At 70.3% G+C, this 24,803-nt stretch carries 26 protein-coding genes; 12 read left to right on the top strand and 14 right to left on the bottom strand.

Going from position 1 to position 24,803, the window contains the following annotated elements:
- Positions 1–14: 14 nt before the first annotated feature.
- A complete protein-coding gene (locus tag CAP38_RS05720) occupies positions 15–800 on the bottom strand; it encodes an enoyl-CoA hydratase (RefSeq protein WP_086119948.1) in 786 nt (261 codons plus the stop codon).
- A gap of 16 nt (positions 801–816) precedes the next feature.
- Entirely contained in the window at positions 817–1,770 is a 954-nt protein-coding gene (locus CAP38_RS05715) for a histone deacetylase family protein (RefSeq protein WP_086119947.1), read from the bottom strand.
- Positions 1,771–1,816: 46 nt separating this feature from the next.
- Between CAP38_RS05715 and CAP38_RS05710 the strand changes: the two genes are divergently transcribed.
- The 4 genes from CAP38_RS05710 to mltB are packed head-to-tail and all read left to right on the top strand — an operon-like array spanning position 1,817 to position 6,850.
- Positions 1,817–2,737, top strand: coding sequence for a MoxR family ATPase (locus tag CAP38_RS05710; RefSeq protein ID WP_086119946.1), 921 nt, complete (start codon positions 1,817–1,819; stop codon positions 2,735–2,737).
- A gap of 5 nt (positions 2,738–2,742) precedes the next feature.
- Positions 2,743–3,726, top strand: a complete 984-nt coding sequence (locus CAP38_RS05705) for a DUF58 domain-containing protein (protein WP_086119945.1) — start codon at positions 2,743–2,745, stop codon at positions 3,724–3,726.
- Positions 3,723–5,753: a DUF3488 and transglutaminase-like domain-containing protein gene (locus CAP38_RS05700; RefSeq protein WP_086121049.1), complete on the top strand. Its 2,031-nt coding sequence runs from the start codon at positions 3,723–3,725 to the stop codon at positions 5,751–5,753. The genes CAP38_RS05705 and CAP38_RS05700 overlap by 4 nt, the downstream gene beginning before the upstream one ends.
- The gene (mltB, locus tag CAP38_RS05695) at positions 5,750–6,850 is read left to right on the top strand and encodes a lytic murein transglycosylase B (RefSeq protein WP_086119944.1); all 1,101 of its coding nucleotides are present in this window, start codon (positions 5,750–5,752) and stop codon (positions 6,848–6,850) included. The genes CAP38_RS05700 and mltB overlap by 4 nt, the downstream gene beginning before the upstream one ends.
- Positions 6,851–6,854: 4 nt before the next feature.
- Here mltB and CAP38_RS05690 read toward each other — a convergent pair whose 3' ends face one another.
- The 4 genes from CAP38_RS05690 to orn all read right to left on the bottom strand — a co-directional run bounded on the left by CAP38_RS05690 (position 6,855) and on the right by orn (position 12,907).
- The gene (locus tag CAP38_RS05690; RefSeq protein WP_086121048.1) at positions 6,855–8,405 is read right to left on the bottom strand and encodes an FAD-binding domain-containing protein; all 1,551 of its coding nucleotides are present in this window, start codon (positions 8,403–8,405) and stop codon (positions 6,855–6,857) included.
- A 94-nt stretch (positions 8,406–8,499) separates the two neighbouring features.
- Entirely contained in the window at positions 8,500–10,368 is a 1,869-nt protein-coding gene (locus tag CAP38_RS05685) for a DEAD/DEAH box helicase (protein ID WP_086119943.1), read from the bottom strand.
- Positions 10,369–10,657: 289 nt separating this feature from the next.
- Positions 10,658–12,238, bottom strand: coding sequence for an inorganic phosphate transporter (locus CAP38_RS05680; protein WP_086119942.1), 1,581 nt, complete (start codon positions 12,236–12,238; stop codon positions 10,658–10,660).
- Positions 12,239–12,307: 69 nt separating this feature from the next.
- Positions 12,308–12,907, bottom strand: coding sequence for an oligoribonuclease (gene orn / locus CAP38_RS05675; RefSeq protein ID WP_256924302.1), 600 nt, complete (start codon positions 12,905–12,907; stop codon positions 12,308–12,310).
- A gap of 65 nt (positions 12,908–12,972) precedes the next feature.
- On the opposite strand from orn, the gene CAP38_RS05670 reads away from it, so the two are divergent.
- Genes CAP38_RS05670 through rsgA form a run of 3 tightly spaced genes read left to right on the top strand, consistent with a single transcriptional unit; the run spans position 12,973 to position 15,494 of the window.
- The gene (locus CAP38_RS05670) at positions 12,973–14,250 is read left to right on the top strand and encodes a M48 family metallopeptidase (protein WP_086119940.1); all 1,278 of its coding nucleotides are present in this window, start codon (positions 12,973–12,975) and stop codon (positions 14,248–14,250) included.
- Positions 14,251–14,256: 6 nt separating this feature from the next.
- The gene (locus CAP38_RS05665) at positions 14,257–14,574 is read left to right on the top strand and encodes a 4a-hydroxytetrahydrobiopterin dehydratase (protein WP_086119939.1); all 318 of its coding nucleotides are present in this window, start codon (positions 14,257–14,259) and stop codon (positions 14,572–14,574) included.
- Entirely contained in the window at positions 14,574–15,494 is a 921-nt protein-coding gene (rsgA, locus tag CAP38_RS05660; RefSeq protein ID WP_086119938.1) for a ribosome small subunit-dependent GTPase A, read from the top strand. Before CAP38_RS05665 ends, rsgA begins: the two co-directional genes overlap by 1 nt.
- A gap of 15 nt (positions 15,495–15,509) precedes the next feature.
- On the opposite strand, the gene CAP38_RS05655 is transcribed toward rsgA, so the two are convergent.
- From CAP38_RS05655 to rpsP, 6 genes are all read right to left on the bottom strand, one after another.
- Positions 15,510–16,439: a CobD/CbiB family protein gene (locus tag CAP38_RS05655; protein WP_086119937.1), complete on the bottom strand. Its 930-nt coding sequence runs from the start codon at positions 16,437–16,439 to the stop codon at positions 15,510–15,512.
- A gap of 35 nt (positions 16,440–16,474) precedes the next feature.
- The gene (locus CAP38_RS05650) at positions 16,475–17,155 is read right to left on the bottom strand and encodes a CoA pyrophosphatase (protein ID WP_086119936.1); all 681 of its coding nucleotides are present in this window, start codon (positions 17,153–17,155) and stop codon (positions 16,475–16,477) included.
- 72 nt (positions 17,156–17,227) lie between these two features.
- Positions 17,228–17,584: a 50S ribosomal protein L19 gene (gene rplS, locus CAP38_RS05645; protein ID WP_086121047.1), complete on the bottom strand. Its 357-nt coding sequence runs from the start codon at positions 17,582–17,584 to the stop codon at positions 17,228–17,230.
- 100 nt (positions 17,585–17,684) lie between these two features.
- Complete coding sequence (gene trmD / locus CAP38_RS05640; RefSeq protein ID WP_086119935.1) at positions 17,685–18,461, bottom strand: tRNA (guanosine(37)-N1)-methyltransferase TrmD; 777 nt, start codon at positions 18,459–18,461, stop codon at positions 17,685–17,687.
- Between the two features lie 16 nt (positions 18,462–18,477).
- The gene (rimM, locus tag CAP38_RS05635; protein WP_086119934.1) at positions 18,478–19,065 is read right to left on the bottom strand and encodes a ribosome maturation factor RimM; all 588 of its coding nucleotides are present in this window, start codon (positions 19,063–19,065) and stop codon (positions 18,478–18,480) included.
- Between the two features lie 25 nt (positions 19,066–19,090).
- Positions 19,091–19,348 (bottom strand): 30S ribosomal protein S16, encoded by a 258-nt coding sequence (gene rpsP, locus CAP38_RS05630; RefSeq protein WP_086119933.1) that lies wholly within the window; start codon positions 19,346–19,348, stop codon positions 19,091–19,093.
- Between the two features lie 228 nt (positions 19,349–19,576).
- Here rpsP and CAP38_RS05625 point away from each other — a divergent pair, with 228 nt between their 5' ends.
- Both CAP38_RS05625 and CAP38_RS05620 read left to right on the top strand, forming a co-directional pair.
- Entirely contained in the window at positions 19,577–20,107 is a 531-nt protein-coding gene (locus CAP38_RS05625) for a GNAT family N-acetyltransferase (protein WP_086119932.1), read from the top strand.
- The gene (locus tag CAP38_RS05620; protein WP_086119931.1) at positions 20,107–20,562 is read left to right on the top strand and encodes a TM2 domain-containing protein; all 456 of its coding nucleotides are present in this window, start codon (positions 20,107–20,109) and stop codon (positions 20,560–20,562) included. Before CAP38_RS05625 ends, CAP38_RS05620 begins: the two co-directional genes overlap by 1 nt.
- Here CAP38_RS05620 and CAP38_RS05615 read toward each other — a convergent pair.
- Together CAP38_RS05615 and CAP38_RS05610 are read right to left on the bottom strand one after the other, a co-directional pair.
- A complete protein-coding gene (locus tag CAP38_RS05615; RefSeq protein ID WP_086119930.1) occupies positions 20,552–21,499 on the bottom strand; it encodes an AEC family transporter in 948 nt (315 codons plus the stop codon). The two genes, CAP38_RS05620 and CAP38_RS05615, sit on opposite strands and share 11 nt — an antisense overlap.
- A gap of 76 nt (positions 21,500–21,575) precedes the next feature.
- On the bottom strand, positions 21,576–22,091 hold the full coding sequence (locus tag CAP38_RS05610) for a Fur family transcriptional regulator (RefSeq protein ID WP_179188458.1): 516 nt from the start codon (positions 22,089–22,091) through the stop codon (positions 21,576–21,578).
- Between the two features lie 102 nt (positions 22,092–22,193).
- On the opposite strand from CAP38_RS05610, the gene aztA reads away from it, so the two are divergent.
- The 3 genes from aztA to CAP38_RS05595 are packed head-to-tail and all read left to right on the top strand — an operon-like array spanning position 22,194 to position 24,803.
- Positions 22,194–22,979, top strand: coding sequence for a zinc ABC transporter ATP-binding protein AztA (gene aztA, locus CAP38_RS05605; protein WP_256924300.1), 786 nt, complete (start codon positions 22,194–22,196; stop codon positions 22,977–22,979).
- Positions 22,976–23,842: a metal ABC transporter permease gene (locus tag CAP38_RS05600; RefSeq protein ID WP_086119928.1), complete on the top strand. Its 867-nt coding sequence runs from the start codon at positions 22,976–22,978 to the stop codon at positions 23,840–23,842. Before aztA ends, CAP38_RS05600 begins: the two co-directional genes overlap by 4 nt.
- A 22-nt stretch (positions 23,843–23,864) precedes the next feature.
- Positions 23,865–24,803 (top strand): metal ABC transporter solute-binding protein, Zn/Mn family, encoded by a 939-nt coding sequence (locus CAP38_RS05595; protein ID WP_086119927.1) that lies wholly within the window; start codon positions 23,865–23,867, stop codon positions 24,801–24,803.

Raw genomic sequence — 24,803 nt, 5'->3', positions numbered from 1 at the left:
TTCGGGAAAACGGATCAGGCGCGCCAGGACGGCACGCGTTTGTCGATGAAGGCCTGCACGCCCTCCTGGGCCACCGGATGGGCCATGTTGCAGGCCATGGTGTGGCCGGCGAGCTGGTACGCGGCATCCATGCCGGTCTCGAGCTGGCGGTAGAACAGCTGCTTGCCCAGGGCCAGCGCCTCGCGCGGCTTGGCCAGCAGCTTCTTCACCAGAGCCTCCAGCGCGGCGTCAAGTTCCCCGGCGGGCACCACGCGGTTCACCAGACCGCGAGAGAGCGCCTGCTGCGCGTCGATGAAGTCGCCGGTCATGAGCATCTCCATGGCCTGCTTGGGCAGCAGGTTGCGCGACAGCGCCACACCGGGGGTGGCACAGAACAGACCGACATCGATGCCGTTGACGCCGAAGGTCGCGCCCTCGGCCGCCACCGCCAGATCGCACTGCGCCACCAGCTGGCAACCGGCTGCCGTGGCCAGGCCCTGCACCCGGGCCACCACCGGCACGTCCAGCGCACGCAGCGACATCATCAGGCGCGAGCAGCGCGCGAACAGCTCCTGGTAGTAGGCCTGCTCCGGGCGGGCCTTCATTTCCTTGAGGTCGTGGCCGGCGCAGAAGGCCCGGCCTTCGGCAGCGATCACCAGCACGCGGGCGGCAGGATCGGCCGCCACCTGCGCGACGCCGTCGCGCAGGGCCGCGAGCATGGCCTCGGACAGCACATTGAAGGCCTTGGGATGGTTCAGCGTGAGGGTGTGCACGCCGCGGTCGTCGCGGTGGTGCAGCAGCAGGTCCTGCGGTACGGTCATGGAAACACTCCGGATGTCAGACGTCGGCCAGCACGCGCAGATGGGCCTCCACGCTGCGGGCCAGGGCGCTGAGGGCATAGCCGCCTTCCAGGCAGCTCACGATGCGGCCTTGCGCGTGGCGCTGGGCCACTTCCTTGATGCGGGAGGTCATCCACGCATAGTCCTGCTCCACCAGCCCGAGCTGGGCCATGTCGTCCTCGCGGTGGGCATCGAAGCCCGCGCTGATGAAGATCAGCTCGGGCCTGTGGGCATCGAGCCTGGGCAGCCACATCACGTCGATCAGCTCGCGGATGTCCATGCCCTTGGTGTACGCCGGCACCGGAATGTTGACCAGGTTGGCCGCCGTGGAATGGTCGCAGGCCGGGTAGAACGGGTGCTGGTAGAAGCTGCACATGAGGATGCGGTCGTCGCCGGCGACGATGTCCTCGGTGCCGTTGCCGTGGTGCACGTCGAAATCGATGATGGCCACGCGCTGCAGCCCATGGCGTTCCAGCGCGTAACGCGCCGCCACCGCCACGTTGTTGACGAAGCAGAACCCCATGGCCTGGCCGCGGGTGGCGTGGTGGCCGGGCGGGCGCACCGCGCAGAAGGCGTTGGCCAGCTCGCCGGCCATCACCGCATCGGTGGCGTCGATGGCCGCGCCGGCGGCCATCAGGATGGCGTCCCAGCTGTGCAGGTTGATGGAGGTGTCGGGGTCGATCTGGGCGTGGGACGGGCCGCCGGCCGCCACCTCGTCGCGCAGGTTGTCCGAGAGGCCGCGCAGCGCGGCCAGGTGCATGCGGTCGTGGGCGAGTTCGAGGTCGGCGATGGAGGCCGGGGTGGCCTCGCGGCGCTCCAGCGCCACGTCCAGCCCGGTGATCAGCAGCCGGTCCTCGATGGCGCTCAGGCGCTCCGGGCATTCCGGGTGGCCGGCGCCCATCTCGTGTCTCCAGCAATCCTTGTGGGTGAAATAGCCCGTGGCCTGTCTCATGGCGGAATTACGGTAAGGTTCGCGGCATTCCAGCCCGCACCGATCCATGCAAGCCGACGCCCACATCCAGCATCTTCTGACCCAGCTTAACACGGTGATCGTGGGCAAATCACGGCAGGTCCACGACTGCGTGGCCTGTCTGCTGGCCGGGGGCCACCTGCTCATCGAGGACGTGCCCGGCGTGGGCAAGACCACCCTGGCCCACGCGCTGGCACGGTCGTTCGGCCTGCAGTTCTCGCGCGTGCAGTTCACCGCCGACCTGATGCCCACCGACCTGATCGGCGTCTCGGTGTACGAGCGCGGCCGCGAAGGCTTCGTGTTCCACCCCGGGCCGGTGTTCGCCCAGGTGCTGCTGGCCGACGAGATCAACCGCGCCAGCCCCAAGACCCAGAGCGCCCTGCTCGAGGCCATGGAGGAAAAGCAGGTCACGGTCGAGGGCGACACGCGCGACCTGCCCCAGCCCTTCTTCGTGATCGCCACCCAGAACCCGCACGACCAGCTCGGTACCTACGCCCTGCCGGAGTCGCAGCTGGACCGCTTCCACATGCGGCTCTCGCTGGGCTACCCCGACCGCCAGGCCGAACGCGCCCTGCTGCGCGGCGAAGACCGGCGCGAGATGCTGGAACGCCTGAGCGCGGCCCTGACCCCGGCCGACCTCACCCGGCTTCAGCAGACCGTGGCCCGCATCCACACCGCCGAACCGGTGCTGGACTACCTGCAGGACCTGGTGAACGCCACCCGCAGCGGCCGCTGGTTCGCGCAGGGCCTGTCGCCCCGCGCGGCACTGGCCGTGGTGCGGGCCGCCAAGGCCGAGGCCTTCCTGCAGGGCCGCGACTATGTGGCCCCCGACGACATTGCTGCCGTGCTTCCGCAGACCACCGCCCACCGGCTGGTGCCGGTGAGGGATGCGGGCCGCGGTGCGGTCGAGCAGGTGCGCGCCATGCTGGACGCCGTCCCCCTGCCCTGAGCCGCATGAAGACGCCGCTCGGCTTTCTGCGCCGCCGGCTGCAGGCCTGGCTGTTCCAGCGCCTCAAGGCGTCCGACACGCTGGTGCTCACCCAGCGCAATGTCTACATCCTGCCCACCCGGCCGGGATGGATGCTGGCCATCACCCTGCTGGTGCTGCTGGTGGCGAGCATCAACTACCAGCTCAACCTGGGCTACCTGCTGACCTTCCTGCTCGCCGGCTGCGCGGTGGTGGGCATGCATGTGTGCCACGGCAACCTGCGTGGTCTCACCCTGCATCTGGATACCCCGGTTCCGGTGCACGCGCACGAGGCGGTGCGGCTCGACATCCGGCTGGTGAGCGAAAAACGCGGCGAGCGCCTGGGCATCGGCCTGGGCGTGCTGCACGATGACGGCTCGCCGGCCTCGCTGGCCTGGACCGACGTGCCCGCGCAGGGCAGCAGCACGGTGCGCGTGGCCTGGCAGGCACCGGGCCGGGGCCTGCACCGGCTGCCGGCGCTGACCGCGCAGACGCTGTTCCCGCTGGGCACCTTCCGGGTCTGGACGGTGTGGCGCACCGCATCCGAGGTGCTGGTGTATCCGGCGCCGGAAGACCATGCGCCGGCCCTGCCCCCGGGCGAGCCGCTGGCCGGCGGCCACGGCGCGGCCCGTGCCCAGAGCACCGGCGAGTTCGACGGCGTGCGCGCTTACCGCCGGGGCGATCCGGTCAAGGCGGTGGTCTGGAAACGGGCCGCCCAGGCCTTTGCCAGCGGCCGCGACGATCTGGTCAGCCGCGACACCCTCTCCAGCGAGCGGGTGCAGCTCTGGCTGGACCACTCGCGCTGCGGCGGTGCCGGGCTGGAAGGCCGGCTGCAGCGCCTGACCGCCTGGGTGCTGATGGCCGACCGGCTCGGCCTGTCGTACGGGCTGCGCCTGCCCGGGCGGGAGATCGCCCCCGACCAGGGGCTGGCCCACCGCAACCGCTGCCTGGAGGCACTCGCACTGTGCTGAACCGCCTCATCGACACCCTGTCTGCCCTGCCGCGCGAAGCGCGCGACACGCTGTTCCTGCTGGCCGTGATCGCCTGGGTGGTGCTGCTGCAGAGCGCCCACATTCCGTGGTGGTGCAGCGGCATCACCGCCGGCGTGCTGGTGTGGCGGGCGGTGCTCACAGTGCGCGGCGCGCCCCTGCCGGGCTGGATCTGGCGGGCGGTGCTGCTGGTCGTCACCCTGGGTGCCACCTTCTTCACCTTCCGCACCCTCGTCGGGCGGGATGCGGGCGTGACGCTGATCGTGGTGCTGCTGGCGCTCAAGACGCTGGAACTGCGGGCCCGGCGCGACGCCTTCGTGGTGTTCTTCCTGGGCTTCTTCACCCTGCTCACCCACTTCTTCTATTCGCAGTCGCTGGTCACCGCAGCGGGCATCCTGATCGCGCTGCTGGGTCTGCTGACCGCGCTGGTCAACGCCCACATGCCGGTGGGCCGGCCGAGCCTGGCCCGCTCGGCGCGCATCGCCGGCTCCATGGCATTGATGGGGGCCCCCATCATGCTGGTGCTGTTCCTGCTGTTCCCCCGCCTGGCGCCGCTGTGGGGAACGCCCGGCGACCCGGAAACCGGTCGCAGCGGTCTGTCGGGCCAGATGCGGGTGGGCCAGATCGCCCGCCTGGCACTGGACGAGAGCATCGCGCTGCGGGTGCGCTTCAACGGGCCCACGCCGCCCCAGGACCGCATCTATTTCCGGGGACCGGTGCTCTCCACCTTCGACGGCCGCGAATGGCGCCCGCTGGAATCGGACTTCGGGCTGGGCAACCGCCTCAGCGCCGATCTGCAGGTGGCCGGTGAGCCACTGGGCTACGAAGTGACCATGGAGCCGCACGACCGGCCCTGGCTGTTCGTGCTGGAAGGCACGGCCACGCCGCCCGAGGTGCCCGGCACCCGGGTGCGCATGAACGACGAGCTGCAGTGGCTCACCCAGCGGCCCATGGGATCGCTGGTGCGCTTCACCGCCCAGGCCTACCCCGAATTCCGCCATGGCCCGCAGCAGCTGGTGCTGGGGCTGCAGGACTTCCTGACCCTGCCCCCCAGCTACAACCCGCGCACCCTGCAGCTGGCCCAGCAGCTGCGCCGCCAGTACGGCCCCGGGCCGGAGAACGCCCCGCGCCTGGTGCAGGCCGCGCTCGACCTGCTGCGCACCGGGGGCTACAGCTACACGCTCGACCCGGGCGTCTACGGCCGCGACACCGCCGACGAGTTCTGGTTCGACCGCAAGAGCGGCTTCTGCGAACACATCGCCAGCAGCTTTGCCATCCTGATGCGCGGCATGGACATCCCGGCACGCATCGTCACCGGCTACCAGGGCGGCGAGGTCAATGCGGTCGACGGCTTCTGGACCGTGCGCCAGCGCGACGCCCATGCCTGGACCGAGGTCTGGCTGCAGGGCCAGGGCTGGGTGCGGGTCGACCCCACCGGCGCCGTCATGCCGGGCCGCATCGGCTCGTTCGACCGGCTGGCCGCACCGCAGACCGGCGTGGCCGGCGCCCTGACCGGCGTGCTGCGTAACACCTTCAGCGACGCGCTGGTCAACCGCATGCGCCAGACCTGGGAGGCGGTGAACAACCGCTGGAACCAGTGGGTGCTGAACTACACCCAGGGCCGCCAGCTCGATCTGCTGCGATCGCTGGGCTTCGAGTCGCCGAGCTGGACCGATCTGGCCAAGGTCATGGCCGGTCTGCTGGCCCTGGCCAGCCTGCTGGGCGCCGCCTGGACGCTGTGGGAACGCCAGCAGCACGAGCCCTGGCTGCGCCTGCTGGAGCGGGCCCGCCGGCAGCTGGTCAAGGCGGGCCTGAGCGTGCCGCCCCAGGCCCCGCCCCGCACCCTGGCCGCTGCGGTGCGGGCGCATTGGGGCGAGGCCGGCGAGCCGGTGGCTGCCTGGCTGCTGCGGCTGGAGGCGCAGCGGTACAGTCCGGGGGCAGCGACCCCGCTGCGCGACCTGTCGCGGGCCTACCGCCAGCTGGCCTGGCCCGCCCCGAACCGACCATGACCCTGCGTTCCCTGACCTTTCGCCCTGCCCTGATCCTGTCGGCCCTGCTGGCCACCCTCGTCCTCTCTCCGGTCCACGCAGCCCCGCCCCGCAAGGCCGAGCCGCGTCCGGCGCCGGCCCCCTTCAGCTACAGCCAGAGCCCGGCGGCCATGGCCTTTGCCGACGATCTGGCGAGCCGGCGCGACCTGGACCCGGCCTGGGTACGGGCCCAGATCGGCGCCGCGCAACGGGTGCCGGCCATCATCCGCGCCATCACCCCGCCACCCGCCACCCAGCCCAAGAACTGGGCGGCCTACCGCGCGCGCTTCATCGAGCCCATCCGCCTGAACGCCGGCCAGCGCTTCTGGGAAGAGCACGCCGCCACCCTGACCCGCGCCGAAGCCCGCTTCGGCGTGCCGGCCAGCCTGATCGTGGGCGTGCTGGGCGTGGAATCGCTCTATGGCCGGCACACCGGCAACTTCCGGGTGATGGACGCGCTGGTCACGCTGGCCTTCGATTTCCCCTCGGTGCACCCGCGCGCGGCCGCGCGCACCGAGTTCTTCCGCGGCGAGCTGGAGCAGTTCCTGAGCCTCATGAACCGCAGCGGGCGCGACCCCCTGAGCCTGCTCGGCAGCTACGCCGGTGCCATGGGCTGGCCGCAGTTCATGCCCAGCAGCTGGGCCAAGTACGCGATCGACTTCGACGAGGACGGCCAGATCGACCTGTTCAACAGCCCGGCCGACGTGATCGGCTCGGTGGCCCATTACTTCCAGGTGTTCGGCTGGCAGAGCGGCATGCCCACCCACTACCCGGTGCGGGTGGAGGCCGGACGGACCGATCTGGACACCCTGCTCGCCCCGGACATCCTGCCCACCTTCAGCGCCACGCGCATGCAGTCGCTGGGGGCCGGGCTGGAGGGCGCCGCTGCCGCCCACACCGGTCCGCTGGCGCTGGTGGAGCTGCAGAACGCCGGTGCCCCGTCCACCTATGTGGCGGGCACCGAGAACTTCTATGTGGTCACCCGCTACAACTGGAGCAGCTACTACGCGCTGGCCGTGATCGAGCTGGGCGAGGCGGTGCAGGCCCGGGTGGAGGCAGCCCGCAACGCGCCGCGCTGAGCGCTCAGAAGTCGAAGCCGATCTGCTGTGCCGCCACCTCGGCGGCGCGCCGCTGGCGCGGCCCGGCCAGCTGCTCGGCCCGGCGCTGCTTCGAGCCGTGCCGCCGCACGATGTCGGCCTGGCCGGCCTGCACCTCGCGCCGCGCGCGCAGGGCATGCACCCGGTCCTTGGCCCGGCGGGTGGCCGGCTCCAGATCGACCACCGGCGTCACCAGGTCCACCCCCGGGGTCAGCCCCAGGCGCTGCTGCAGGTCGGGCGGCATCAGCCAGGGCTGGAACAGCCAGGTGTCCGGCACCCGCTGCAGCGCGGGCAGCCAGTGCCGCACGAAGCGGCCGTGCGGGTCGTGGTCCTGCGCCTGCTTGACCGGGTTGTAGACCCGCGTGGTGTTGATGCCGGTGGTGCCGCTCTGCATCTGCATCTGGCTCCAGTGGATGCCGGGCTCGTAGTCGAGGAATTCGCGCGCCAGCCATTCGCCCACCGGCCGCCAGTGCAGCCACAACGGATAAGCCGCCACCGACACCAGCATGGACCGCATGCGGAAGTTCAGCCAGCCGGTCTCGCGCAGCATGGCCACGCAGGCGTCCACCATGGGCCAGCCGGTGCGGCCTTCCATCAGGGCCTGCAGGTGCGCCGGGTTGTGCTCGGCCTCGCGCAGGCCGTTGTAGCCCCGGTGCATGTTGTGGTGCTCGATGGCCGGCTCGGATTCCAGCTTCTGGATGAAGTGGCAGTGCCAGTGCAGCCGGCTCAGGAACGCGGCCAGCCCGGCGTGCTGGCGGGTGCCGGCCAGCTCGGCGTCGTGCATGCGGGCCCGGGTGGCCTGCACCACCTCGCGCAGGCCCAGGGTGCCGAAGGCCAGGTGGGCCGACAGGCGCGAGCAGGCGTCGGGCGCGGTCAGGGGCGACGAGATGCCGCCCCGGTAACGGGCGCTGCGCTGCTGCAGGAAATCGGTCAGTACGGCTTCGCCCTGGCGGCGCCCGCCGCGCTGGCGCTGCGGCGGCTCGTGGGTCGGCAGGCCCAGGTCGTCGGCGCTGGGCCAGGGTGTCGGGTCCCAGGCCTCGGGCGGCACATGGGCCGGCTCCAGCCGTGGCGTGAGGGCCTGCGGCTCGGCCATCAGGCCTTCCCACTGCCCGACCCAGTGGCGGCGCTGCTTGAGGCCGCGCACCACCCCGAAGCCGCGGAACTCGCGCCACGGCACGCCCTGGTCGCGGCACCAGCGCAGCACACGCCGGTCGCGCTCGAAGCTGGCGGCATTGCCGGTTTCCTGGTGCGACAGCAGTTCGGCAAACGGGGCGTGGTGGTGCAGCCGGTCTAGCACGTCCACCGCATCGCCCACCGCCCAATGCAGTCGACCCCCGAGGGCGCGCAGGTCGGCGGCCAGGTCCTTGAGGCTCTCCTGCAGGAAGCCCAGGTGCTGGCGCGCCGCATCGGGCTGGCGCCACAGAGCGGGCTCCAGGATGTAGAGGCACAGCACCGGGCCCTGGCGGGCGGCCTCCAGCAGCGGGGCATGGTCCTGCACCCGCAGATCGCGCTTGAACCACACCACCCGGTACGACATGGGCGGCATTGTGGAGAGGGCGAAAAAAAGCCGGACACGGGGTCCGGCTTGTCCGACTGACCGGGAGGGTCAGTGCACGCTTCGGCAGGGCCGATCAGCGCGGGGTGCGGCGCGGTGCCGGGCGGCTGCCCCGGTCGTTGAAGCCGCTGCGGTCGGCGTAGTTGCGCTCGCCGCCACGGTCACCGAAGCCACCGGGCTTGCCGGCGCGGGCCGGGGCGCGGTCGTCGAAACCACGCGGGGCTGCGGGGCGCTGGTCGCGGAAGTCGCCGCGCGGTGCGCCGCGTCCCTCGAAGGCCGGGGCCTCACGACCCTGGAAGCGCGGGTCGAAACGACCGTCGCGGCTGCGGTCGACCATGGGTGCGTCACCCCGGGTGTCGGCGCGGAAGTCGCCACGCGGAGCGCCCCGCGAGTCACCACGCGGATCGAAGCGCGGTGCGCTGTCGCGGTTCTCGAAGCGCGGGCCGCGCGAGGGCGGGCCGCTGCGGCGGTCACCACCGCGGTCGTTGCGGCCGCCGAAGCGGTCGCCGCCGCCGGGACGGCCACGGCCGAATTCCGGTTGCGGGGCGCGCATGCGCGGCTCCAGGCCGGGAATGACCTCGGCGGTGAAGCGCTGGCGGGTGTAGGCCTCGATGTCGGCGATGCGGCGACGGTCGCGCATCTCGGCAAAGGTGACCGCCAGGCCGTCACGGCCGGCTCGGCCGGTGCGGCCGATGCGGTGGGTGTAGTCCTCGGCCTTCATCGGCAGGCCGAAGTTGAAGACGTGGGTGATGGTGGGCACGTCGATGCCGCGCGCGGCCACATCGGTGGCCACCAGGATCTGCACCTGGCCGCTGCGCAGCGCCATCAGGCGGCGGTTGCGGATGCCCTGGCTGAGGGCACCGTGCAGCGCCACGGCCGAGAAGCCAGCCTGCTGCAGGTCGTTGGCCAGGCCGTCGCACTCGATCTGGGTGCTGGCAAACACGATGGCCTGGTTGATGGTGGCATCGCGCAGCCAGTGGTCCAGCATCTTGCGCTTGTGGTCGGCGGTGTCGGCCCAGAACAGCACCTGCTTGATGTTGGCGTGCTGCTCCTGCGGGCTGTCGATCTGGATCTTCTGCACCTGCGAGCCGTTGTCGTGCATCACGCGCATGGCCAGCTGCTGGATGCGCGGCGCAAACGTGGCGCTGAACATCATGGTCTGGCGGCGCTGGGCGGTCAGCAGGTTGACCTCGGCCAGGTCGTCGGCAAAGCCCAGATCGAGCATGCGGTCGGCCTCGTCCACCACCAGGAACTGCACCTGGTCGAGCTTGAGCTGCTGCGAACGCTGCAGGTCGAGCAGGCGGCCCGGCGTGGCCACCACCAGATCGGCGTTCTGCAGCTTGGCGATCTGCAGCTGGTACGGCATGCCGCCCACCACGTTGGCGATGCGCAGACCGCGGCAGTGGCGCACCAGATCGATGGCGTCGTGTGCCACCTGCTGGGCCAGTTCGCGGGTCGGGCACAGCACCAGGGCGCCGGGGGTGGCGGCCTTGAAGTGGCGCGGGTTGGTCGGGTCCTTGCGCTTGGGTGCCTTGGGCGGGGCTTCGCCACGGGCCAGGGCCTCGGCGGCCAGGCGGTCGCGCTCGGCGCGCTCGCGGGCGGCGGTTTCGGCGCGCTGCTGCAGCAGGGTGTGCAGCACCGGCAGCAGGAAGGCCGCCGTCTTGCCGCTGCCGGTCTGGCTGGAGACCATCAGGTCGGCGTAGCGGGTCTCGCCGTCGGCCAGCAGGGCCTTGGGCATGACGCGGGCCTGCACGGCGGTGGGCTGGGTGTAGCCCAGATCGGCCACGGCGGCCACCAGTTCAGGGGCCAGGCCCAGCGCGGCAAACGCGCTGGCGTCCACCGGACCGGCTTCGACCGCAGCGGTCTCGGCCGTGTCAACGGCGTCGACGAGGGTGTTCAGGCTGTCGTGCGCGGCGTCGCCGCGTTCTTCAAAAGAGTCGCTCATGTCTGTTCCGGCGCAGAAGCGCCAATGATCAGATCGGGCCAGGGAGCAATGCGTCCCGGCGCCGGATCCGTTCGTGGTTACACAACATCAACCACAAACGGTCCGCGCCGGTGCGTCAGGGTGACGCTGCTGGCGATGGCCCCGGTTCGAAGCTGCCGGCTGCCAGGGGCAGCGGAGTTCGTGGTCGGGGGCCGGGTGTATGAGGCCAATGCACAAATCTGCCCGGTGAATCCAGGGCAGCCTGTGATTGTCGCACGTTTCCGGGAAAACCCTGAATATTTCTTCCCGGTCAGGCCAGCACCGCGCGCACGATGTGGAACAGCACCGCCGCGAGCACGGCCGTGGCCGGCACGGTGACGATCCAGGCCGCCACGATGCGCATCACCGCCGAGCGCTTCACGATTTCCTGCTTGTAGGCCTTCTTGAAGGCCTTGCGCTCGTTCTTGGCAAACAGCGCGCCCTCGCTGGCCTCGCGCAGCTTGGCGCGGCGCTTCATCTCGGCCAGCATGCGCTTCTTCTCGTGCACTTCCGCCGCCTCGAAGCGCTGCAGATAGCCCTCGACCTCGTTGCGGTCGGCCCCCTGGTGCCCGGCCCGCACGGTGGCTTCCATCTTGGCGTAGTTGACCTTGAGCAGTTCGCGCAGGAAGCCCACGCCGAACACCGCGCCGATCGAGATGTGGGTGGTCGACACCGGCATGCCCAGCTGCGAGGCGACGATGACGGTCAGCGTGGCGGCCATGGCGATCGAGAAGGCACGGATGTTGTCCAGCTCGGTGATCTCCTTGCCCACGGTGCGGATCAGACGGGCCCCGTACAGGGCCAGGCCCACCGACAGGCCCAGCGCTCCCAGCACCATGATCCACAGCGGCGTGCCGGCCTTGGTGGCAATGGCGCCGGCCTTCACCGCCTCGTAGATGGCGGCCAGCGGGCCGATGGCGTTGGCCACGTCGTTGGCGCCGTGGGCAAAGCTCAGCAGCGCGGCCGAACAGATCAGGGGCCAGGTGAACAGTCGGTTCACGCCGTCCTTGCTGTTGTCCTGGTGCTGCGCCATGCGGGCGATGGGCCGGCGCACCAGCGCCCAGGTGACGATGCCGATCAGCAGCCCCCCCACGATGCCGGTGAGGAAACCCACCTTCACCAGCTGGCCCAGACCTTTGAGCAGCATGTACGAGCCGTACGACCAGGCCATGGCGCCGATCAGCAGCGGCACCACGCGGGCGGCGGCTTCGGTCTTGTCGGACTTGTAGGTGACGCTGCGCTTGATCAGGTACAGGAAGGCCGCGGCGATCAGTCCCCCCGACAGCGGCGAGATGATCCAGCTCACCACGATGGACGAAATGGTCCCCCAGTTGACCAGCCCCCAGCCACCTGCCGCAATGCCGGCGCCCATGACCGCACCGATGATGGAGTGCGTGGTGGACACCGGCGCCCCCAGCGCGGTGGCCAGGTTCAGCCAGAGCGCACCCGCCAGCAGGGCGGCGAACATGACCCAGGCGAACAGCGCCGGATCGGTGATCTCGGCCGGATCGATGATGCCGCCCTTGATGGTGCCCACCACGTCACCGCCGGCCACGATGGCGCCCAGCGCCTCGAACACGGCGGCCACGAAGATGGCCCAGCCCATGGTCATGGCCCCCGAACCCACGGCCGGCCCCATGTTGTTGGCCACATCGTTGGCGCCGATGTTCATGGCCATGTAGGCGCCCACCGCGGCCGCCACGATCAGCAGCCACACCGCCGAGGTGCTCAGGCCGGCGCCCGACGCGCCGGTGAGCGAGGCATACACCCCGGTGAGGACGAGGAAGGCAATGGCGCCGGAGAGCTGCAGCAGCTCCTGGTGGCGGGCGAGAAACTTGTTTTTTCTGGGCATGGGCGCGTTGTGCAGGTTTCGTGAATGTCACGATTCTGACATTTTCGACCTGCCGTTCCCGCCGCCGACTCAGCGCAGGAAGTGGGTCCGGTAGTGCTCCAGTTCGTCGATGGACTCGTGCACGTCGGCCAGCGCGGTGTGCTTCTGGTGCTTCTTGAAACCCTCGTAGACCTCGGGCCGCCAGCGCTTGGCCAGCTCCTTGAGGGTGCTCACATCCAGGTTGCGGTAGTGGAAGAAGGCTTCCAGCTTCGGCATGTACTTCACCAGGAAGCGCCGGTCCTGGCTGATCGTGTTGCCGCACAGGGGCGAGGCGTTGCGCGGCACGTAGCGGGCGATGAAGTCGATCAGCTGCTGTTCGGCCTGGGCCTCGGTCAGCGTGCTGGCCTTGACCTTGTCGATCAGGCCGCTCCTGCCGTGCGTGCCCTTGTTCCAGGCGTCCATGGCGCCCAGCAGCGCGTCGCTCTGGTGGATGACCAGCACCGGGCCTTCGATGCGGGGGGTGAGCTGCGGGCCGGTGATGACCACCGCGATCTCCAGCAGCCGCTCCTTTTCGGGGTCCAGCCCGCTCATCTCGCAGTCCAGCCAGACCAGGTTCTGGTCGCTCTTGGCCAGTCCGGCCACGGGGGTGTCGGCGCCGGGCGCCTCGGGGGTGGAGGTGTCGGAAGTCATCCGGCCATTGTCGCTCATGGCCCTGGCCGGCCCGTGGCCGGGGCCGGTTCGCTAGACTCGCGCCCATGGACACTGCCTCGCTTGCCTTCACCGCCGTTTTCTGCGCCCTGTTGCTGGCCGGGTTGCTCACCCGCACCGTGTTGGGCAGCCGCCAGATCCGCCATGTGGTGCGCCACCGCGATGCGGTGCCGCCGGCCTTTGCCCACACCATCACGCCCGAGGCCCACCGCAAGGCAGCCGGCTACACCGTGGCCAAGACGCGTCTGGCCCTGCTCAATGCCTCGTTCGAGGCCGCCGTGCTCATCGGCTGGACCCTGCTCGGCGGGCTGGACTGGCTCAACGGACAACTGCTCGATCTCATGGGCGGGGGCCTGCTGCAACAGCTGGCGCTGCTGGGCAGTTTCGCCGTCATCGGCGGCCTCATCGGCCTGCCCCTGTCCTGGTACGCCACCTTCCGGGTCGAGGAACGCTTCGGCTTCAACAAGACCACCCCGGCGCTCTGGCTGGCCGACCTGATCAAGGGATCGGTGGTGGGCGCGCTCGTCGGCCTGCCGATCGCCGCGGTCGTGCTGTGGCTCATGGGCGCCGCCGGCCCGACCTGGTGGATCTGGGCCTGGGGCGTCTGGATGGGCTTCAACCTGCTGGCCCTGGTGCTCTACCCCACGCTGATCGCACCGCTGTTCAACAAGTTCGAGCCGCTGGCCGACGAGACCCTCAAGGCCCGTGTGAGCCAGCTCATGCAGCGCTGCGGTTTCGCCACCAAGGGCCTGTTCGTCATGGACGGCAGCCGGCGCAGCGCCCATGCCAACGCCTACTTCACCGGCTTTGGCGCGGCCAAGCGGGTGGTGTTCTTCGACACCCTGCTGCAGCGCCTGGCCCCCGGCGAGATCGACGCCGTGCTGGCGCACGAGCTGGGGCACTACAAGTGCCGCCACATCCTGCAGCGCATGGTGGTCATGTTCGGCATCAGTCTGGCCGGTTTCGCCCTGCTGGGCTGGCTCTCGGCCCAGGCCTGGTTCTACAGCGGCCTGGGCGTGCAGCCCTCCATGGACACGCCCAACGATGCCCTGGCCCTCATCCTGTTCATGCTGGCCGCGCCCCTGCTGAGCTACTTCCTGTCGCCGCTGCTGGCGCAGCTCTCGCGCAAGCACGAGTTCGAGGCGGATGCCTATGCCGTCTCGCACACCAGCGGCGACGACCTGGCCAGCGCCCTGCTCAAGCTCTACAAGGACAACGCCAGCACGCTCACGCCCGACCCGCTGTTCGCCCGCTTCTATTACTCCCACCCCCCGGCCAGCGAGCGTCTGGCCCGCCTGCAGACCGCCGCACCGGCCGCTGCCTGAACCCGCATGAACCCCATCCACCAGAACCGCAAGGCGCTCGGCCCGACCGAGATCGTCACCCAGCTCACCCAGCTCAACGGCGAATCCGCCAACGGCTGGAAACTCATCGACGGCGCGCTCGAGAAGCACTGGAAGTTCGCCAACTTCCACGAGACCATGGCCTTCGTGAATGCGGTGGCCTGGATTGCCCACCGCGAGGACCACCACCCCGACATCGCGCTGGGCTACAACCGCTGCTCGCTGCGCTTCAACACGCACGACGTGAACGGCATTTCGGTCAGCGACTTCTTCTGTGCCGCCGCGGTCGACGCGCTGAACGCCTGATGGGCGATCTGCCGACCGGTCTGGTGGTGGCCGCCCACGGCCGTCACTGTCTGGTGGAGAGCGATGACGGCACCCGCCGCATCTGCCACCCCCGGGGCAAGAAGAACGCCGTGGTGGTGGGTGACCGGGTGCGCTGGCAGGTCAGCGGCGACGAAGGCAGCATCGAGCAGGTGGTGGAGCGGCGCAACCTGTTCTACCGCCAGGACGAGCTTCGCACCAAGTCGTTCGCCGCCAACCTCGACCAGGTGCTGGTGCTGGTGGCCGCCGAGCCCGAGTTCTCCGAAACGCAGCTGGCGCGTGCACTGATCGCCGCCGAAGCCGAAGGCATCGAGGCCCTGGTGGTGCTCAACAAGTCCGATCTGACCGAAGCCTTCGAACGCGCCTGGCAGCGGCTGGCGCCCTACCGCCGCATGGGCTGCAACGTGCTGCCCCTGTGCCTGCAGGCCGGCGCCGAACACGGACTGGACGAACTGCAGCATCGCCTGCAGGGCCGCTGCACGCTGGTGCTGGGGCCGTCCGGGGTGGGCAAGAGCACGCTGGTCAACCGGCTGGTGCCGCAGGCCGGCGCGCAGACCGGCGAGATCTCCAAGGCCCTGAACTCCGGCAAGCACACCACCACCAGCACCACCTGGTACTGGGTCGATGACGACCGACAGACCGCGCTGATCGACTCACCGGGCTTTCAGGAGTTCGGTCTGCACCACATCGAAGCCACGCGGCTGGCCTCGCTCATGCCCGACCTGCGCGCCACGCTGGGCGATTGCCGTTTCTACAACTGCACCCACCTGCACGAGCCGGGCTGCGGCGTGCGCGCTCATGTGGGCGCCGACCCGTCGACCGATGCCCTGGCGATCGGCGAGCACCGTTACCGCCTCTACGGCCAGTTCTTCGAAGAACTCTCGGCGCCGCAGCGCTACTGAGGCCCTCGGCAGGGCTCAGATGCGGGCCAGGGTCAGCAGCGCCAGCAGCAGCATCCACAGCACCACCGAGCGCCACACCAGACCGACCACGCTGCCCAGATGGGCCAGCTGGGGGTCGGGGCGGGCAGCGGGATCGCCCTCTTCGGGCGGAGCCGACCCCTCGGGCAGGGGCATCAGGCGCACATTGATGGCACCCGAGGTGGCGGCCAGCACCACGCCGTCGCTGCCCACGGCGAAGCGGTCGGCGTCGCCGCGCCAGCTGGCCACCGCCTCTTCGAAGTTGCCGACGATGGCGAACCCGATGCCGGTGAACCGGGCCGGCCAGTGATCGATCCAGCGCCAGGCGCGGGCCGCCGCCTGCTGCAGGGCCGGACTCGGGGTGCCGTCCAGCCGCTCGCGCCAGTTGCGCGACAGGTACTCGGCCAGCCGGTACAGCACGGCGCCGGCGGGCCCCAGGCCCACCACCCAGAACGCCAGGAAGCAGATCAGCACACCGAACACGTGCCGGTGGGCCGCCAGCACCGAATGCTCGATCACCTGCCGCAGCAGCTCGGCCCGGGGCAGGCTGGTGGGCTCCACCCGCAGCCAGGTGGCCAGCTTGCGCCGGGCGGCCTCGTCATCACCCTCTTCCAGCGCACGCCGGATCTCGCTGAAGTGGTGGCTGAACTGCCGGAATCCCAGGGTCACGTAGAGCACCGCCACCAGCCACACAAAGGCCAGCAGGACACTGAACTGCATGAGCAGCAGGTGCACGCCCGCCGCCACCGTGGTGGGCAAGGCCACCGCCAGCAACCAGGCCACCCAGCCCTGGGGGGTTTCGCCGGCGTCGAGGTTGCGGCGCACGGTGCGGGCCCAGGAACGCAGACCGGCATGCACCGGGTTGTCGTAGGCCAGAGGTCGGGCCTGCTCGATCAGCAGGGCGAGAAGAATGGCAAGGAATCCCATCCCGCGATGATAGTGGGGGCTCGCATGCCCCCGGCTCAGACGGCGGTGAGCAGGCGGTAGAAGTTGCGCAGCATGCCGGCGGTGGCGCCCCAGATGAAGCGCTCCCGGCCGCCGTCGTCGAAGGGCATCGAATACCACTCGCGACGCTGACCCTCGAATTCGAAAGCATGGCGGCGGTGGTGGCGCGGGTCCATCAGGAAGGCCAGCGGCACCTCGAACACGTCGGCCACTTCATGGGGATTGGGCCGCAACTCGAAGCCAGGCTGCACCAGCGCCACCACCGGCGTGACGGTGAAGGCCGTGCCGGTGACATAGGCCGGCAGGGTGCCCAGCACCTCCACGTGGTGGGCCGCCAGACCGATCTCCTCGTCGGCCTCGCGCAGCGCGGCGGCCACCGCATCGGCGTCTTCAGGGTCGATGCGCCCACCCGGTAGCGCTATCTGTCCGGAATGCGTGCTCAGGTGGGCGGTGCGCTGGGTCAGCAGCAGGCTGATCCGGTCGCGCACCACCAGCGGCAGCAGCACCGAGGCCTCGGCCGGGGCCCGGTCGGTGAAGCGCGGCTCCTGGCGCAGCTCGGGCGTCCAGACCGGCGGTTGTTGGAACAGCCGACGCAGACCGTCGGGGGTGAGCACCGAGGCCCGGGGCTGCGGATCGTGCAGACCGGTGGCCACCACCGGCACGGTGCGGGGGTCGAAGGGTGGAAGTCGCTGGGACATGGTGGCGGGCGGACGGGCACAAAAAAGCCGCTCCGGGGAGCGGCTTTCTCGGGCGTGGGACCGGGCGGCCGATCAGGCGCCCAGCTTCTCCTTGATGCGGGCCGACTTGCCGCTGCGGTCACGCAGGTAGTACAGCTTGGCGCGGCGCACATCGCCACGGCGCTTGACTTCGATCTTGGCGATCAGCGGGCTGTACAGCGGGAAGGTGCGCTCCACGCCTTCGCCGTTGGAGATCTTGCGCACGATGAAGCTGGAGTTCAGGCCGCGGTTGCGACGGGCCACCACCACGCCTTCGTAGGCCTGCACGCGCTTGCGGGTGCCTTCGATCACGTTGACGCTGACGATCACGGTGTCGCCGGGGGCGAACTCGGGAATGGTCTTGCCCAGGCGGGCGATTTCTTCCTGCTCGAGGATTTGGATGAGGTTCATGGTTTCCACTTTCACGATCATGACCGCGCTGCACTAAAGGCTGCGGATCCGGCGCGGAGCTCGGCCACAGCGGCCGGTCAGAGGATCGAATAACCCGGAATTATAGCAAGCCCTGCGACCGCAGGAAGGATTCGTCGGCCCGGCTGAGACGCCCGGCCTGCCGGGCCAGATCGATCAGGTCGGGGCGCAGGCGGGCGGTGAGCTGCAGGCTCTGCTCGCGGCGGTAGCGGGCGATGTGGGCATGGTTGCCCCCCAGCAGCACCTCAGGCACGCCCGACGGCCCCTGCGGACCGTCCCAGACCTCGGGACGGGTGTGGTGCGGGCAATCCAGCAGCCCGTCGAGCGCCGCATTGAAGCTGTCCTGCTGGTGGCTGCCTTCGTCATTGAGCACGCCGGGCTGCAGGCGGGCCACCGCATCGATCAGGGCCATGGCCGGCAGCTCGCCGCCCGAGAGCACGAAATCGCCCAGACTGATCTGACGGTCGACGCAGGTGTCGATGAAGCGCTGGTCGATGCCTTCGTAGCGGCCACACACCAGGATGGCGCCGGGGCTCTCGGCCCAGCGTTCCACCGCCGCATGGTCCAGCCGCTCGCCGATGGGAGAAAACAGGATGACCGGGCTGCGGGCGTTGTCGGGCTCGGCGCGGTCGGCCCGGATGGCCTGCAGGCAGCGCCACAGCGGCTCGGCCATCATGACCATGCCCGGCCCGCCGCCGAAGGGGCGGTCGTCCACCCGGCGGTAGTTGCCGTCGGCATGGTCGCGCGGGTTCCACAGCCGCACGTCGACCTGGCGCGACTCGAAGGCCCGCCGGGTGATGCCGTGCTGCAGGAACGGCTCGAACAGTTCGGGGAACAGGGTGATGACGTCGAAGCGCATGGGGCCGGCCCGGGCTTCAGTAGTCGGTGCCCCAGTCGGCCTTGATGCGGCGGGACGCGCGGTCCACCTCGTCGATGTAGGCGGACACGAAGGGGATGAGGCGTTCGCCCACGGTCTCGACGCCGTCCTGCACCAGCGGGTATTCGAGCACCAGCACCGAGGTGGGTCCGGTGGGCATGAGATCGCGCACCACGCCCAGGTCGACGCCTTCGCGGTTCACCACCTGCAGGCCGATCAGGTCGACCCAGTAGTACTCGCCCTCGGGCGTGGCCGGGAAGGCGCTGCGGGGCAGGCTGATGCGCACGCCCTTGAGGGCCTCGGCGGCATTGCGGTCGTCCATGCCGTCGAGCCGGGCGACGATGCCGTCGGCGTGGGTCTTGATCTCGGCCACGCGCACCGAGACGGCGCCCTGGAACGCCGAAAAGCCGCGCGCGAACCGGGGCTCGGGCGGCTGGAGGTACCAGTCTTTGGAGGCGAACAGCGCTTCGGTGTCGGCGCTGTGGGGCTGGATGCGGACCCAGCCCTTGATGCCCCAGGCCTCGCCGACCCGCCCGAGTTCCACTGCGTCGGCCGGCAGGGCCGACGCCTGAAATGCCGTCGTCATGACGGGACGGGTCTGCGGCGGCCGATCAGGCTGCCGGGGTGGCAGCGGCGGCCTGCTTGATCAGGCGGGCCACGGTGTCGGACGGGGTGGCACCGACGCCGATCCAGTGGGTCAGGCGGTCCTGGGCGATGCGCAGCGGCTCTTCACCACCACGGGCCAGCGGGTTGTAGAAACCGATGCGCTCGATGAAACGGCCGTCGCGACGAGCGCGCTTGTCGGCCACCACGATGTTGTAGAACGGACGGGCCTTGGCGCCGCCACGGGAGAGTCGGATCACGACCATGATTTATCCTTCGGGTGGTTCGGCAACGCCGCGAACATCGCAACGTGCCAGCGGATCTTTCGAACCGCTTTCGGATCACAGCCCGCATGCCTTCCCAGGCACCCGACACAGCGATCCAATCATTGCAGCGCTCCAGACACGACTGACCACCCGGTCAGCGGAACACCACAAAACCCGCGATTATAGCCCGCCCTCCCGCCCAGGGAACGGCACCACACTCCCCGCCCCATGCCCCTGATCCGCCCCAGCCGCGACGCCGACATCCCGGCCATCACCGCCATCTATGCCCACCATGTGCTGCATGGCACCGGCACCTTCGAGACCACCCCGCCCACCGAAGCCGACATGACCGCCCGACGCGCCGACGTGCTGGGCAAGGGCCTGCCCTGGCTGGTGGTCGAGGACGACGCCGGCACCGTGCGCGGCTTTGCCTACGGCAACTGGTTCAAGCCCCGGCCAGCCTACCGGTTCTCGGTGGAGGACTCGATCTACATGGCCCACGATGCGGCCGGCCAGGGCCTGGGCCGGCTGCTCATGACCGAACTGCTGGCCGCGCTGGAGCGCGCTGGCGTGCGGCGTGTGATGGCCGTCATCGGCGACTCGGACAACGCCGGGTCGGTGGGTCTGCACACCGCCATGGGTTTCGAGCATGCGGGCACCATTCGCTCGTGCGGCTGGAAGTTCGGGCGCTGGCTGGACATCGTGCTGATGCAGCGCAGCCTGGGCAGCGGCGACACCACCCCGCCGAAGGAAGACTGATGGCCGCGCCCCGCAACAAGACGATCACCGTGGTGCTGGCCGTGCTTGGCGGCACCCTGGGCCTGCACCGCTTCTACCTCAAGGGTCTGGGCGACTGGGTGGGCTGGCTGCACCCGGTGCCAACGGCGCTGGGCTGGTGGGGGGTGGAGCGGGTGCTGGCCTACGGGCAGGACGACAAGCTCTCGTGGGTGCTCATTCCGCTGCTGGGCCTGTCGATGGCCACCGCCTGCCTGGCCGGCATCATCTACGCGCTGATGGACCGCGAGAAATGGAACCGCCAGTTCAATCCGGACCATGCCGCCGATGCGCCTGCCGGCGGCACCAGCTGGGTCACCATCGGCGCCCTGATCGCCGCCCTCATGGTGGGCACGGTGTCCTTCATGGGAAGCCTCGCATTCGGCATCCAGCACTACTTCGAGTACCAGATCGAGGAAGCCCGCAAGATCAGCCAGTGAGGGCCATGACCGCACTCAGCGTGACCATGGCCAGGATGGTGGACAGCCCCATGCTGGCGGTGGTGAGCTCCTGGTCCACCTCGTAGCGCTGGGCGAACAGGAACACGTTGGCGCCCACCGGGAGTGCTGCAGCCACCACCATCACGGTGAACTGCAGGCCGTCGATGCCGGCCATCCAGCACGATGCCGCCACCAGCACCGGCAGCAGCAGGTTCTTGGAGGCGGCGATCCACAGCGCATCGCGCAGGTGCCCGCCCAGCGGCGTGCGGGCCAGCGTCACGCCCACCAGCACCAGCGAGATCGGGCCGAAGGCGCTGCCCAGCAGCTGCAAGGGCTTGTCGACCACCGCCGGCAGCCCCCAGCCGGTCTGGGCGTAGAGCAGCCCGCACAGGATGGGCAGCGGAATGGGGTGGATCAGCGCCCCCTTGAAGGCCGACCACGCGGTCTCCAGCACATGGGGGGCGCGCTGCCCGCCGGCCCGCGCCTCGCGCGCCACCGCCAGCTCCAGCACCACCGAGCCCAGGGTCAGCAGGATCAGGGCGTGCACCGACACCAGGGTCAGCAGCGTGACCAGGCCGGCCTGTCCGTAGGCCAGACCGATCAGGGTGATGCCGATCATCACCATGTTGGAGAAGGTGCCGGCCAGCGCCCGCACCACGCTGGCCCGGTTGAAGCCGCGCCAGGCAATCGACCCGAACAGCAGCAGCAGTGCGGCCGGAAAGTAGGCCGCAATCGGGCGCAGGTCGAGCGACTCGAAGCGCACGCTGCTCATGGTGCGGAACAGCAGCGAGGGAATGAGCAGCAGGAAGACCAGGTTGGAGAGGTCCTTGACCGCGCTCTCGCGGATCCAGTCGCGACGGCCGGCCAGGAAACCGGCGGCGATGAGGAGGAAGACGGGCGTCAGGGACGCGATGACGGGGTGCTCGGCGAAGTTCACCCGCCGATCCTAGCGCCGGCCCGCGCCGGCTCCGCCCGCCCGGGTCGCCTGGGCGCCACCCCGGGGCGGGCAGGGCTCAGTGGGCGTCCGGCCCCGGTTCGCCGGCGCAGGTTGCACAGGTGCCGTGCACGGCGAGATCGATGCGCCCGCCCTGGTGGCCGAGCCGGGCCAGGGTGTGCTGCAGCTGCTCCACCACCGCGCGGGTGGGTTCGGCGGCGTCGGGCAGGCGGAACTGCTGGTGGCAGGCGTCGCATTCGAATCGCGGCACGGCGGCGTCGGCCGGGCCGTCGGCCAGCGTGAAGCGCCAGGTGCGGTCGCCATCGGTGTGGCGTTCCAGCACGCCGATGGCGGCCAGCCGGTCCAGCAGCCGGTAGAGCGTGACCCGGTTGACCGCAGGCCCGCGGGCCTGCAGGGCCTGGAGCACCTGGGCATGGGTCAGGCCCTGCTCCGGGCGCGCCAGGAACAGGCCGATCACGGCCCGCGTGGCCAGGGTGCGACGCAAACCGGCCTGCGTCAGACGGGCCTGGATGTCGGGCGGCACGGCCAAGGGCTCGGTGGCGGCATGGGGGTCGCGGGACGCGGAACGGGTCACTCGGGCTCCTGCGGGCGGGACGGATCCCGCCGGGTGATTATTGCAATCGGGTTGCGATATGATCGCCGGATCGCAACTCGGTTGCAAGATCATAAAGCCGCCGTGGCCCACTCCGCCCTCATCGACCTCCATGACCTGACCCTGGGTCACGACCGCCACCCGGCGGTGCACCACCTCAACCTGTCGGTGCACGCAGGCGATCTGGTGGCCGTGGTCGGGCCCAACGGGGCCGGCAAATCCACCCTGCTCAAGGCCCTGGCCGGCCGGCTGGCGCCACTGGGCGGCCACCTGCACGCACCGCCCGCCGACGCGGTGGCCTGGCTGCCGCAGGCCAGCAGCATCGACCGCAGCTTTCCCCTGAGCGTGGCCGAGTTCGTGATGCTGGGCCGCTGGCACCGTCTGGGGCCGTGGCGCAAGCCGTCGGCGGCCGACCGCGAGGCGGTGCAGCACGCCATCGGGGCCGTGGGCCTGACGGGTTTCGAATCGCGGCCGATCGGCACGCTCTCCGGCGGCCAGTGGCAGCGCGCCCTGTTCGCCCGGCTGGTGGCCCAGGACGCGCGGGTGGTACTGCTGGACGAGCCCTTCACCGCCGTGGACCCCCGCACCACCGACGAGCTGCTGGCCCTGCTGCACCGCTGGCACGGCGAAGGCCGCACCGTGATCGCGGTGCTGCACGACCTGGAGCAGGTGCGCCGCCACTTTCCCCTCACGCTGCTGCTGGCCCGCCACCGCGCGCGCTTCGGCGCCACCGCCGACGTGCTGACCGATGCCCACTGGGACGAAGCCCAGCGGCTGCAGGAACCGTTCGAAGAAAAGGCCGAGGTGTGCGAGGTGCACGACCCGCACACAGGCCATGAAGGGCACGCGCCCCACGGAGCGCACCCATGATCGATCTGCTGTGGTCGCCCTTTGCCGAGTTCGCCTTCATGCGCCATGCGCTGCTGGGCTGTCTGGCGCTGGCCCTGGGGGCCGCCCCGGTGGGGGTGTTCCTGCTGCTGCGGCGCATGAGCCTGACCGGCGATGCCATGGCCCACGCCATCCTGCCCGGTGCCGCCGTGGGCTACCTGGTCAGCGGCCTGTCGCTCACCGCCATGACGCTGGGCGGCATTGCCGCCGGCCTGCTGGTGGCCGTGGGCTCCGGCCTGGTGGCGCGCCACACGGTGCTGCGCGAAGACAGCAGCCTGGCGGCCTTCTACCTGCTGTCGCTGGCCAGCGGGGTGCTGATCGTCTCGGTCAAGGGCAACAGCGTGGACCTGCTGCATGTGCTGTTCGGCACCGTGCTGGCGCTGGACAACGATGCGCTGCTGCTGCTGGGCGGCATCACCCTGACCTCGCTGATCGGCCTGCGCCTGCTGTTCCGACCGCTGGTGATCGAAAGCCTGGACCCCGGCTTCCTGCGCGGCATGAGCCCCTGGAGCGCCATCGCCCACCACGGCTTCCTGGTGCTGGTGGTGCTGAACCTGGTGGCCGGCTTCCATGCCCTGGGCACGCTGCTGGCGGTGGGGCTGATGGTGCTGCCCGCCGCCGCGGCGCGCCTGTGGGTGACCCGCATCCTGCCGCTCATGGGCCTGTCGGTGGTGCTGGCCCTGGGCGCCAGCCTGGCCGGCCTGCTGATCTCCTTCCATGCCGACTGGCCCACCAGCCCGGTGATCGTGCTCTGCCTGGGACTGGTCTACGCCCTGTCGATGCTCGCCGCGCCCGAAGGCCTGCTGCGCCACAGCCGGCCCGGGCATTCGCACCTCCGTGCCTGAACTCCCACTGCGTTCTCCTGCCATGACGACCCTGATCCGCCGCCCCCTGCTCGCCGCCCTGCTCTGCCTGCCGCTGCTGGCCCAGGCACAGACCCCCGCCAGCCCGCCGGTGCGGGTGGTGGCGAGTTTCAGCATCCTGGGCGACTGGGTGCGGGCGGTCGGCGGCGACCGGGTGGCGGTGGACGTGCTGGTCGGACCGGGTGCGGACGCGCACGTGTTCCAGCCCACGCCGACCCATGCCCGCCTGGTCGGGCAGGCACAGGCCGTGTTCTCCATCGGCATGGGCTTCGAGGGCTGGCTGAGCCGGCTCCTCAAGTCCACCGCGTACCGCGGCCCCCAGGTGGTGGTGTCGCAGGGGATCGAAGTCCTGCGCGAGGGCGGACGCAAGGAGGCCAAAGGCCACCACCACGGCCACGCCCACGACCACGGGGGCGTCGACCCGCATGCCTGGCAGAGCGTCACCCAGACCCTGGTGATGGTCGGCCGGGTGGCCGACGGCCTGTGCAAGGCCGATCCTGCGGGCTGCGACACCTACCAGGCCAATGCCCGGAACTACGCCGGCCAGCTCAAGGCACTCGATCAGGAGATCCGTCAGGCCTGGAGCGGTGTGCCGGCCGACCGGCGCAAGGTCATCACCTCGCACGACGCTTTTGGCTACTACGCCCGCGACTATGGTGTGCGTTTCCTGGCCGCCCAGGGCGTGAGCACCGAGAGCGAGGCCTCGGCCCAGGGTGTGGCCCGCCTGGTGCGGCAGATCCGGCAGGAGAAGGTCAAGGCCCTGTTCGTGGAAAGCATCGCCGACCCGCGCCTGATGGAGCAGATCGCCCGCGAGACCGGCGTCAAGCCCTCCGGCGCGCTGTTCTCGGATTCGCTCTCGCCCGCCGGCGGCCCGGCCGCCACCTACATCGATCTCATGCGCCACAACACCCGCGCCCTGGTGACAGCCGCCCGCGGCGACTGA

This window comes from Hydrogenophaga sp. IBVHS2, from assembly GCF_002127215.1.
Lineage (GTDB): Bacteria > Pseudomonadota > Gammaproteobacteria > Burkholderiales > Burkholderiaceae_C > Hydrogenophaga.
Note: the sequence above shows the minus strand (reverse complement) of the source record. Positions and strands in the feature narration are given on the sequence as shown.

Coding starts and splice junctions, on each gene's coding strand:
- rplS (WP_086121047.1), bottom strand. CDS start 17,584: ATGAACCTCATCCAAATCCTCGAGCAGGAAGAAATCGCCCGCCTGGGC.
- CAP38_RS05665 (WP_086119939.1), top strand. CDS start 14,257: ATGAACCCCATCCACCAGAACCGCAAGGCGCTCGGCCCGACCGAGATC.
- CAP38_RS05655 (WP_086119937.1), bottom strand. CDS start 16,439: ATGGGATTCCTTGCCATTCTTCTCGCCCTGCTGATCGAGCAGGCCCGA.
- CAP38_RS05595 (WP_086119927.1), top strand. CDS start 23,865: ATGACGACCCTGATCCGCCGCCCCCTGCTCGCCGCCCTGCTCTGCCTG.
- CAP38_RS05680 (WP_086119942.1), bottom strand. CDS start 12,238: ATGCCCAGAAAAAACAAGTTTCTCGCCCGCCACCAGGAGCTGCTGCAG.
- trmD (WP_086119935.1), bottom strand. CDS start 18,461: ATGCGCTTCGACGTCATCACCCTGTTCCCCGAACTGTTCGAGCCGTTC.
- CAP38_RS05720 (WP_086119948.1), bottom strand. CDS start 800: ATGACCGTACCGCAGGACCTGCTGCTGCACCACCGCGACGACCGCGGC.
- CAP38_RS05705 (WP_086119945.1), top strand. CDS start 2,743: ATGAAGACGCCGCTCGGCTTTCTGCGCCGCCGGCTGCAGGCCTGGCTG.
- rimM (WP_086119934.1), bottom strand. CDS start 19,065: ATGACGACGGCATTTCAGGCGTCGGCCCTGCCGGCCGACGCAGTGGAA.
- rpsP (WP_086119933.1), bottom strand. CDS start 19,348: ATGGTCGTGATCCGACTCTCCCGTGGCGGCGCCAAGGCCCGTCCGTTC.
- CAP38_RS05710 (WP_086119946.1), top strand. CDS start 1,817: ATGCAAGCCGACGCCCACATCCAGCATCTTCTGACCCAGCTTAACACG.
- CAP38_RS05650 (WP_086119936.1), bottom strand. CDS start 17,155: ATGTCCCAGCGACTTCCACCCTTCGACCCCCGCACCGTGCCGGTGGTG.
- rsgA (WP_086119938.1), top strand. CDS start 14,574: ATGGGCGATCTGCCGACCGGTCTGGTGGTGGCCGCCCACGGCCGTCAC.
- CAP38_RS05690 (WP_086121048.1), bottom strand. CDS start 8,405: ATGTCGTACCGGGTGGTGTGGTTCAAGCGCGATCTGCGGGTGCAGGAC.
- CAP38_RS05670 (WP_086119940.1), top strand. CDS start 12,973: ATGGACACTGCCTCGCTTGCCTTCACCGCCGTTTTCTGCGCCCTGTTG.
- CAP38_RS05685 (WP_086119943.1), bottom strand. CDS start 10,368: ATGAGCGACTCTTTTGAAGAACGCGGCGACGCCGCGCACGACAGCCTG.
- CAP38_RS05620 (WP_086119931.1), top strand. CDS start 20,107: ATGGCCGCGCCCCGCAACAAGACGATCACCGTGGTGCTGGCCGTGCTT.
- CAP38_RS05625 (WP_086119932.1), top strand. CDS start 19,577: ATGCCCCTGATCCGCCCCAGCCGCGACGCCGACATCCCGGCCATCACC.
- CAP38_RS05715 (WP_086119947.1), bottom strand. CDS start 1,770: ATGAGACAGGCCACGGGCTATTTCACCCACAAGGATTGCTGGAGACAC.
- CAP38_RS05600 (WP_086119928.1), top strand. CDS start 22,976: ATGATCGATCTGCTGTGGTCGCCCTTTGCCGAGTTCGCCTTCATGCGC.
- mltB (WP_086119944.1), top strand. CDS start 5,750: ATGACCCTGCGTTCCCTGACCTTTCGCCCTGCCCTGATCCTGTCGGCC.
- orn (WP_256924302.1), bottom strand. CDS start 12,907: ATGACTTCCGACACCTCCACCCCCGAGGCGCCCGGCGCCGACACCCCC.